The sequence below is a fragment of the Rhodococcus sp. (in: high G+C Gram-positive bacteria) genome, from assembly GCF_049299235.1.
Lineage (GTDB): Bacteria > Actinomycetota > Actinomycetes > Mycobacteriales > Mycobacteriaceae > Rhodococcus.
In genome coordinates this window covers 1-8,802 of record NZ_JBAQXC010000272.1, presented here as the reverse complement: position 1 = coordinate 8,802, position 8,802 = coordinate 1, and the positions used below count along the sequence as shown (strand labels likewise).

The following is an 8,802-nucleotide window of genomic DNA, read 5'->3' as shown; positions in this document are numbered from 1 at the left end:
ACACCCACAACGGCACACGGGTGGGTCAGCAGGTGGTCGGTGTGTCCTCGCCCGCGAAACGCTTGGTGAGGAAGTCCGTCGCCTGTCCGAGCCCGAGGACCGCCGCAGACATGTGGTCGGGGGTCGGGGTCTCGAGGCTCTGGACCGGTACGCCGGCGGCGCAGTAGCGGTCGAGGGTCGCGTCGATCGAATCGACCGGGATCAACGCGTCCGTGGGGCTGTGCCACTCGAAGATCGGCGCATTCGGCACGCCGGGGAACAGTTCGAGGCTGTTCTCGTCGACGACGGCGAGCGCGCCCGGTTCGTCGGTCAGCCTGGCGATCGGAGTGACCTGCGGCAGGCTGCCACCGGCACCGATCCGCAGGATGTCGTTGGTGCACGCGGCGGTGAGCCCGTCACGCATGGCCAGCCCGACGGGGGTGAGCTGCCCGCTGAGGTTGATTCGGTTCGGGTACTCGCGTTCGAGCCCGAGCGCCGCGGCGAAGGCCAGACCGAACACGGGGTGCGGCTCGGTACCGATACCGTCGACCATCTTCCGCAGGTTCATGGGGACGCCGCCCATCGCGGACCCGACGATGTTCAGTTCGGGCGCATAACTCGGGGCGAGCGCAGCCGCCCATCCCGTCGCCATTCCGCCTCCCGAGTAGCCGGCGAGCGCGACCGGGCTGTGTCCGACCTGCAGTTCCGCGGCGCGCTGGACCGCGCGGATGCCGTCGAGGGTGATCTGGCCGCCGAGTTTGGCGGCGCCGTACGCGCTGGTCGGGCCGAGATGATCCGGGATCGCGACCGTCCAGCCCTGCTGCAGGACGGCGTTCAACCCGACGGCCTCGCGGACTGCGAGGTTCGGGTCGGTGGTCCACAGTGTCTGCGACGGCGCACATTGTGGATCGAGCGCGTTGATCACATGCTGGAACGACAGCAGCGGTCCGTCGGGTGCTTTGCCGACGGGAGCGAACACGGTCGTCACCGCGGTGATCGGGTGTCCCTGCGAGTTCGTGGACGCGAAGCTGATCTGCCAGGTGTCGGCTCCGACGATCTCGGGTGGGGTGGGCATGCGACGGATACCGAGAACGTCGCCCGGCGCGGCGCCGGCGGACTGCGCGGTCGCCCGGTAGAACGGGTCGGCGGGCAGCGGTGGGTACACGGGTGCGGCGGCGGCCTGCGTGCTCGATACGACGGCGGTGACTGCCGCTGCGGCACACACGGCCGCGGTCAGAACTCGACGACGAAGTCGGGTACCCACAGAAGAACCTCCACTGGCGAAATTTCCCGGTATGTGGTGACGGGAGACAACGATTCCCTACGGTATCGACGGTCGACCGAGGATCGTTACGATTCGGACTCCGTGTGTCGGGTCGTTACGATACCGACACCGCGCCATGTCGCCCCGCGGTGGCCGACCACGATCTGTGGTGGTTCGCGCGCGGGAATCGTGTTCGCGGTAACGTCCCGACCATGACGACCGCACTGAGCGCAGTTGGACTCGTCAAATCGTACGGCCCGACCCGGGCACTCGACGAACTCGATCTCGAGGTGCGTCGTGGGGAGGTACACGGTTTCCTCGGACCCAACGGCGCCGGGAAGTCCACCACCATCCGGATTCTGCTCGGGTTGTTGCGCGCCGACTCCGGCCGAGTGGAGTTGCTCGGCGGAGACCCGTGGCGCAATTCCGTCGACCTGCATCGTCGGCTGGCCTATGTGCCGGGCGATGTGAATCTGTGGCCGAATCTGACCGGAGGCGAGGCGATCGACCTGCTGGCCGGGTTGCGCGGGGGCATCGACGAACGTCGCCGCGAGGACCTGCTGGAACGGTTCGATCTCGATCCCACCAAGAAGGCACGCACCTATTCGAAGGGCAACCGGCAGAAGGTCGCGATCGTCGCCGCGCTGGCTTCGGACGTGGAATTGTTCCTGTTCGACGAACCCACCTCCGGACTCGATCCGCTCAAGGAGGAAGTGTTCCGGGACTGTGTGCGCGACGCCGTCGCCGACGGCCGGTCGGTGCTGTTGTCCAGCCATACCCTGTCCGAAGTCGAGGCGCTGTGCGACCGGGTCACGATCATCCGGCGGGGGCGCACCGTCGAATCGGGCACGCTGAGCGAGTTGCGTCACCTGACCCGAACGTCGATACGGGCCGAAACTGTCAGGCCCGCAACTGGTGTCGAATCGATCTACGGTGTGCACGACCTCGAAGTGGACGGCCTGCGGGTGCGCTGCGAAGTCGACACCGCGCATCTCGACGCGGTACTGCGGCGCCTGCTCGACTTCGAACTGACATCGCTGACGTGCACCCCGCCCACGCTGGAGGAACTGTTCCTGCGGCACTACGGCGACGAGGTGCGCGGCGGGGGAGGACGATGACCGCCGTCGCGACCGCACACCCGAGTCCCGCGTACGCAGGCACGGGCAGGCTCATCCGCCTCGCGCTGCGCCGCGACCGCGTCCAGATACCGGTGTGGCTGGTGGCGTTCGCGGCCGTCTACTCCGTGACGGTGCTGAGCATCGAGGATCTGTATCCGACCGCGGCCGATCTACATCAGCTTGCGGTCGGTTCCGCGGTGTCGCCGGTGGTGCTCGCCACCAACGGATTGGTGTCGGGCGACAGTCTCGGTGCGATCGTCGCGACTCAGGCGATGATGTATCTCGCGCTCGCGGCCGGACTGATGAACAGCATGATGATCGTTCGGCACACCCGCCAGAACGAGGAAACGGGACGTGCGGAACTGGTCGGCGCTGCCGTCGTCGGCCGCCGTGCCATGCTCACCGCCGCGCTGGTGGTCGCTCTCGCGAGCGATGTCGTTCTCGCGGCGCTGATCGCCGTGGTGTCCGTCGTTTCCGGCCTCCCCGTCGCGGGATCGATTGCTATCGGCGCTGCGACGGGCGCAGCGGGGCTCGCATTCGCCGGTGTCGGTGCGATCACGGCGCAGGTCACCGAGGGGTCGCGTGCCGCGAACGGTCTGGCCGGTGCGGTGCTGGGTGTGTCCTTCCTGCTCCGGGCGGTCGGTGACAGCACCGGCACCGTCGACGCGAGTGGGATCCGGGTCGTCAGCGGGTGGCCGTCGTGGCTGAGCCCGATCGGTTGGGCCCAGCAGGTTCGCCCGTTCGACGCCGACGTCTGGTGGGTGTTCGCGATTTTCGCGGTGTTCGTGGCCATGACCGTGGCGCTGGCCTACACACTGATCGGCAGACGCGATCACGGTGCCGGCCTCGTACAGCCGCGACCGGGACCGGCGCGAGCCGCTCCGCATCTGCCGACCGCACTCGGATTCGCGTGGCGACTGCACCGAACGACCCTGGCATGGTGGGCGCTCGGCATTGCCGTACTGGCGGCCACCTACGGCAGTATCGCGAACGAGATGGACAGTTTCCTCGACGAGGGTGGCGGTGTCGCCGACATGGTGAGCGAACTCGGTGGTGGCGCCGAAGGGCTCACCGACGCCTACTTCGCGATGACGTTCCTGATGATGTCCTTCGTGATCGCCGCGTACGCCGTGCAGGCGGTGCTGCGCATGCACGGCGAGGAGATTTCCGGCCGCGTCGAACCGCTGTTGTCGACGGCCCTGGGTCGCGCCCGGTGGATGCTGTCGCATATCGCCGTCGCCGTCGTCGGGATCCTGGTTCTGCACGTGATTCTCGGCGTCGCCGTTGCGGTGCCGTACGGGATGACGATCGGCGATGTCGGTGGCCCGCTGGGTGATCTGTTGCCTGCGGCGTTCGCGTTCGTTCCGGCGGTACTGCTCGTCGCTGCCGCAGCAGTCCTGTGCGTCGGGGTGTTTCCGCAGCGAGCCGGAAGCGTCGCGTGGGCATTGTTCACGGTATGGGTGCTCATCGCGCAGATCGGGCCGCTGGTGCGCCTGCCACAGTGGGTGATGGACCTGTCACCGTTCACGCACGTCCCGGCGCTACCGGCGGCGGATCTGCGGCCTCTGCCGCTGGTCGGGCTCACCGTCGTCGCGGTAGTGCTCGCCGCCGCCGGTGTCGCGGCACTGCGCCGACGCGACATCTCCGTGCAGTGAGGGTGGTCTTCTGTGTGGAATCGTGTTCGTGAGGCGGACACAATTCCACACAGAACGGATTGTCAGGAGGCGTCGAGCATCAGCCACCCGCCATGATGCTCGAACATCTCGAAGTCCCGGCCGGTGGATTCTCCCAGTCGACGCAGCGCGTCGAGGTCGAAGGTGCGGACATGACCGTGACAGGCGGTGGCCTCGTCCTCGAACGGTACCGCGATCACCACCCGGTCGCGCGCGATGCGCAGGGCCTCGGCGATCACGGCGGCGCCGATCGTGTCGTCGACGTGTTCGAGCAGGTGGATCGCGGTGACGGTGTCGGCACTGTCGTCCGGAACCGGCACGTTCGCGGCGTCGCAGACGAGGGTGTCGACGGGTAGGCCCAGGCGTGGGGCGACGGCGTCGAGCAGCGACATGGTGCCGGGCAGGATATCGGTGGCGGTGACCGGTGTGCCCGCGCCGGCCAGGCGTAGTGGCAGGAACCCGAAGCAGGAGCCGAGATCCAGCACCCGGCCGCGGACGAGTTCCTCGGCCTTGTCGTGAATGGGCGCGAAATCCGCTGTGCCGTCGAGAAGCTCACTCAGGGAGTTGCGATAGTAGGTGACCCAGGCGTCGAGTGCGTCCGGCACGGTCGAACGGACCAGGCCGACCATTGTCAGTTCGAATTCGCCCTGCCCGAAGTCGGCGTCTTCGATGGATGCGGTGACGCCGGCGACGAGTCGTTCGCTGAGATCGTCGGGGCGGAGCGAATGCGTCACGTGCAGTCGGCCGTCGTTGCGCCGCAACGTCAACGGGCCGGACGCGACATGCTCGACGGTGACCTGGTCGTGCGTCCAGAGACCGGGGGTGCAGGGGGCGAGGGAATCGAGCACACTCAAGACGCAACCTCGTTCGGTGGGGTGGCCGGGGATTCCAGCCCACTGTAGAGCGTGCGCATTCCCGCGGCCAGCAGGTCGGGAAGATCGACGGAATCGTCGGTGAGCCACTGTTCGTACGCCGAGACCGCCACCGCCAGTAGTAGATAGCCGACGGTACGCGGGAACTGGTCGTCGAGTCGGGTGCCGGTGCGTCCGGCGATGAATTCGGCGATGACCTGCCGCCAGCCCTGGTACATCACCGACGAGTAGGCCTGCAGGGTCGGATTGCGCAGGATCAGATCCATACGGGCGCGGTGCCGCTGCGCTTCCGATTCGGGGAAGGTGTTGAAATCCAGCAGCGCGGACGTCAGGGCCTCGGCGAGCGGCATGTCGTTCGGGAGTGCGGCCAGATGGGTGCGCATGTGCGTGAGGTGCGCATCGAAATCTCCCCACGGCACCGCGTTCTTCGACGGGAAGTACCGGAAAAAGGTGCGACGTGCGATTCCGGCAGCCTCGGCGATCTCGTCGACGCTGGTCTCGTCGAACCCGCGGTCGCGGAACAGTTCGATCCCGACGGCGCTGAGTCCCTCCCGCGTAGTGGAGGGGCGCCGACCTGTCCGAGCGGACGGTTTTCGTCGGCTACGCATGCTTTCCTCGATCCATGGATGACATTGTGCACTCGATGCCATTACAGTGGTGAACCGAGTCACAGCGCAAGTCCCCGGCTGTGGCCGCCGGCTCCCGCCGTGGAGTGCAGGAACTGTCGTGAAGTACCAACCGAGGAGGAAAACATGTCCGATCGTGACAACGCGGTGGTCGGGTCCGAACTCATCGAGGAGTCCCTCGTGGAAGAGGTCTCCATCGACGGCATGTGCGGCGTCTACTGACATGACCGCACCCGGAGCCACCGCCGTGGCAACTGCACAGTTCGATCCGGGCGCCAGGTGGCGGCTCCACCCGCAGGTAGCGCTTCGCCCCGAGCCGTTCGGGGCGTTGCTCTACCACTTCGGCACCCGCAAGCTGTCGTTCCTGAAGAACACCGTGATCGTCGCGGTCGTCCGATCGCTCGACGATCACGACTCGGTGCGGGATGCGTTGCGCGCCCACGGGATCGACGAGAGCGCGGAGCAGCCCTACCTCCGTGCCCTGAGCACCCTGGCCGATTCCCACATGATCGTGCCGGCCTGAGACCCGGACCATCCCACGCAAGGACCAGCACATGACTTCGCTGCTCGAACCTCCTGTCACCGCCGCGCCACCGAAGGTCGGCCGCCTCGTCGACCAGTTCGAGAAGGGTCTCGACGCCCCGATCTGCCTGACCTGGGAACTGACCTACGCCTGCAATCTGTCGTGCGTGCACTGCCTGTCCTCGTCCGGTAAGCGCGACCCGAACGAGTTGTCCACCGAACAGTGCAAGGCGATCATCGACGAACTGCAGCGTATGCAGGTGTTCTACGTCAACATCGGCGGCGGCGAACCCACCGTGCGCTCGGACTTCTGGGAACTGGTCGACTACGCCACCGAGCACCAGGTGGGCGTGAAGTTCTCCACCAACGGCGTCCGCATCGACAAGAAGGTCGCCGCACGCCTGGCCGCGTCGGACTACGTGGACGTGCAGATTTCCCTCGACGGCGCGACCGCCGAGGTCAACGACGCCGTCCGCGGCCCCGGCTCGTTCGCGATGGCCGTGCGCGCGCTGGAGAACCTGTCCGAGGCCGGATTCCGCGACGCGAAGATCTCCGTCGTCGTCACCCGCGAAAACGTCGACCAGCTCGACGAATTCAAGGCGCTCGCCGACAAATTCGGCGCGACCCTGCGCATCACGCGGCTGCGTCCGTCCGGCCGCGCCGTGGACGTGTGGGACGATCTGCATCCCACCCACGAGCAGCAGCGGCAGCTCTACGACTGGCTCGTCGCACACGGCGAAGGTGTGCTCACCGGCGACTCGTTCTTCCATTTGTCCGCCTTCGGTGGCTCCGAGGGTGGCGGGCTGCCCGGCCTGAACCTGTGCGGCGCGGGCCGGGTGGTGTGCCTGATCGATCCGGTCGGCGACGTCTACGCGTGCCCCTTCGCGATCCACGAGAACTTCCACGCCGGCAACATCCTCACCGACGGCGGATTCGCCTCGGTGTGGCAGAACTCCGAACTGTTCCGTGAACTGCGCGAACCGCAGTCCGCGGGTGCGTGCAGTTCGTGCAACTTCTTCGACTCGTGCCGCGGTGGCTGCATGGCCGCCAAGTTCTTCACCGGGCTCCCGATGGACGGCCCGGACCCCGAATGCGTCCAGGGATACGGTCAGCCCGCGCTCGAGGGCGACCGCACCGTGCCGCAATCGAGCGTCGACCATTCGCGTACCGGCAAACGCGCCGAGCGCCGCACCCCGCAGGCACCGGTCCCGCTGACCCTGCTCACCAAGCCGCCCGCCAAGTTCTGCGACGAGAATCCGCTCGCCGGACTGTAATTTCGAGGAGATCACAAGACAATGGCCACGCCATCCTGGTTGAAGAACCCGTGGGGCCAGGACCCCTGGTTCGAGACCGTCGCCGTCGCGCAGCAGCGAGCCCGCAAGCGGCTGCCCAAATCCGTGTACGGCGCGCTCGTCGCCGGCTCGGAAGCGGGCTTGACCGTCGACGACAACACCGCCGCGTTCCGCGAACTCGGGTTCGCGCCGCACGTTGCGGGACTGTCGGACAAGCGGGAGATGGGTACTCGGGTCCTCGGCCAGGATGTGTCCATGCCGGTGATGATTTCGCCGACCGGTGTGCAGGCCGTGCACCCCGACGGTGAGGTCGCGGTCGCGCGGGCGGCCGCCGCGCGCGGCATCGCGATGGGTCTGAGCTCGTTCGCGAGCAAGTCCGTCGAGGACGTCGCCGCGGTCAACGACAAGACGTTCTTCCAGATGTACTGGGTCGGCAGCCGCGACGTGCTGGTCCAGCGCATGGAACGCGCCCGCGCCGCCGGCGCCAAGGGTCTGATCATGACCCTGGACTGGTCGTTCTCCAACGGCCGCGACTGGGGCAGCCCCTCGATCCCCGAGCGGATGAACCTCGAGGCGATGATCAAGTTCGCACCCGAGGGCATCACCCGGCCGAAGTGGATGCTGCAGTGGGCGAAGTCGCTCGGTCTGCCGGATCTGACGACCCCCAACCTCACCCCGCCCGGCGGCGGCGCGGCACCCACCTTCTTCGGCGCCTACGGCGAGTGGATGGGCACGCCGCTACCCACCTGGGAGGACGTGGCCTGGCTCCGTGAGCAGTGGGGCGACGGCCCGTTCATGCTCAAGGGGGTCATGCGGGTCGACGACGCGAAGCGTGCCGTCGACGCCGGGGTCACCGCCATCTCGGTGTCCAACCACGGTGGCAACAATCTCGACGGCACACCCGCACCGATCCGGGCGCTCCCGGCGATCGCCGATGCCGTCGGCAAGGACGTCGAGGTGCTGCTCGACGGCGGGATTCGTCGCGGTAGCGATGTCGTCAAGGCCGTCGCGCTCGGTGCCCGAGCGGTGCTGATCGGTCGCGCCTACCTGTGGGGCCTCGCCGCCAACGGCCAGGCCGGTGTCGAGAATGTTCTCGACATCCTCGGCGGCGGAATCGGTTCCGCGTTGATGGGCCTGGGCAAGGACTCGATCCACGATCTCACCCGTGACGACGTCATCGTGCCCGAGGGATTCCGCCGGGACCTCGGCATCTGAACCGGACTCCGGGACGCGCGCCGATGCGCATTGCCCCGACCGACCCGATCACCCTCGCCGGCCGCACCGCTCCGGCGAGGGTGATCTTCGGTCCGCACGAAACGAATCTTGCTGTAGGACGAGCGATTTCGCGTCGTCACGTCGGCTACTACGCCCGTCGTGCCCGCGGCGGCGCGGGCATCGTCGTCACCGAGGTCGCCTCGGTGCATGCGGGCGATCATCCGTACGAACGGGCGCCGCT

At 67.5% G+C, this 8,802-nt stretch carries 9 protein-coding genes and 1 pseudogene; 7 read left to right on the top strand and 3 right to left on the bottom strand.

What is annotated here, in order from left to right; all coding sequences use genetic code 11:
- Positions 1 to 25: 25 nt before the first annotated feature.
- Positions 26 to 1,243, bottom strand: a complete 1,218-nt coding sequence (locus tag WAX14_RS15985; protein ID WP_422629036.1) for a lipase family protein — start codon at positions 1,241 to 1,243, stop codon at positions 26 to 28.
- A gap of 212 nt (positions 1,244 to 1,455) precedes the next feature.
- Here WAX14_RS15985 and WAX14_RS15980 point away from each other — a divergent pair, with 212 nt between their 5' ends.
- On the top strand, positions 1,456 to 2,361 hold the full coding sequence (locus tag WAX14_RS15980) for an ATP-binding cassette domain-containing protein (RefSeq protein ID WP_422629035.1): 906 nt from the start codon (positions 1,456 to 1,458) through the stop codon (positions 2,359 to 2,361).
- On the top strand, positions 2,358 to 4,016 hold the full coding sequence (locus WAX14_RS15975; RefSeq protein WP_422629034.1) for an ABC transporter permease: 1,659 nt from the start codon (positions 2,358 to 2,360) through the stop codon (positions 4,014 to 4,016). Before WAX14_RS15980 ends, WAX14_RS15975 begins: the two co-directional genes overlap by 4 nt.
- A 62-nt stretch (positions 4,017 to 4,078) precedes the next feature.
- Here WAX14_RS15975 and mftM read toward each other — a convergent pair whose 3' ends face one another.
- Both mftM and mftR read right to left on the bottom strand, forming a co-directional pair.
- On the bottom strand, positions 4,079 to 4,888 hold the full coding sequence (gene mftM / locus WAX14_RS15970) for a mycofactocin oligosaccharide methyltransferase MftM (protein ID WP_422629033.1): 810 nt from the start codon (positions 4,886 to 4,888) through the stop codon (positions 4,079 to 4,081).
- Entirely contained in the window at positions 4,885 to 5,514 is a 630-nt protein-coding gene (gene mftR / locus WAX14_RS15965; protein WP_422629032.1) for a mycofactocin system transcriptional regulator, read from the bottom strand. Before mftR ends, mftM begins: the two co-directional genes overlap by 4 nt.
- 144 nt (positions 5,515 to 5,658) lie before the next feature.
- Between mftR and mftA the strand changes: the two genes are divergently transcribed.
- The 5 genes and pseudogenes from mftA to WAX14_RS15940 all read left to right on the top strand — a co-directional run.
- On the top strand, positions 5,659 to 5,754 hold the full coding sequence (gene mftA / locus WAX14_RS15960; protein ID WP_422629031.1) for a mycofactocin precursor MftA: 96 nt from the start codon (positions 5,659 to 5,661) through the stop codon (positions 5,752 to 5,754).
- A 1-nt stretch (position 5,755) separates the two neighbouring features.
- Positions 5,756 to 6,055, top strand: a complete 300-nt coding sequence (gene mftB / locus WAX14_RS15955; protein ID WP_422629030.1) for a mycofactocin biosynthesis chaperone MftB — start codon at positions 5,756 to 5,758, stop codon at positions 6,053 to 6,055.
- Between the two features lie 31 nt (positions 6,056 to 6,086).
- A complete protein-coding gene (gene mftC, locus WAX14_RS15950; RefSeq protein ID WP_422629029.1) occupies positions 6,087 to 7,328 on the top strand; it encodes a mycofactocin radical SAM maturase in 1,242 nt (413 codons plus the stop codon).
- A 21-nt stretch (positions 7,329 to 7,349) separates the two neighbouring features.
- Positions 7,350 to 8,561: a pre-mycofactocin synthase MftD gene (mftD, locus tag WAX14_RS15945; protein ID WP_422629028.1), complete on the top strand. Its 1,212-nt coding sequence runs from the start codon at positions 7,350 to 7,352 to the stop codon at positions 8,559 to 8,561.
- Between the two features lie 23 nt (positions 8,562 to 8,584).
- Positions 8,585 to 8,802 (top strand): annotated as a pseudogene (locus tag WAX14_RS15940) (2,4-dienoyl-CoA reductase); the annotation flags it as partial.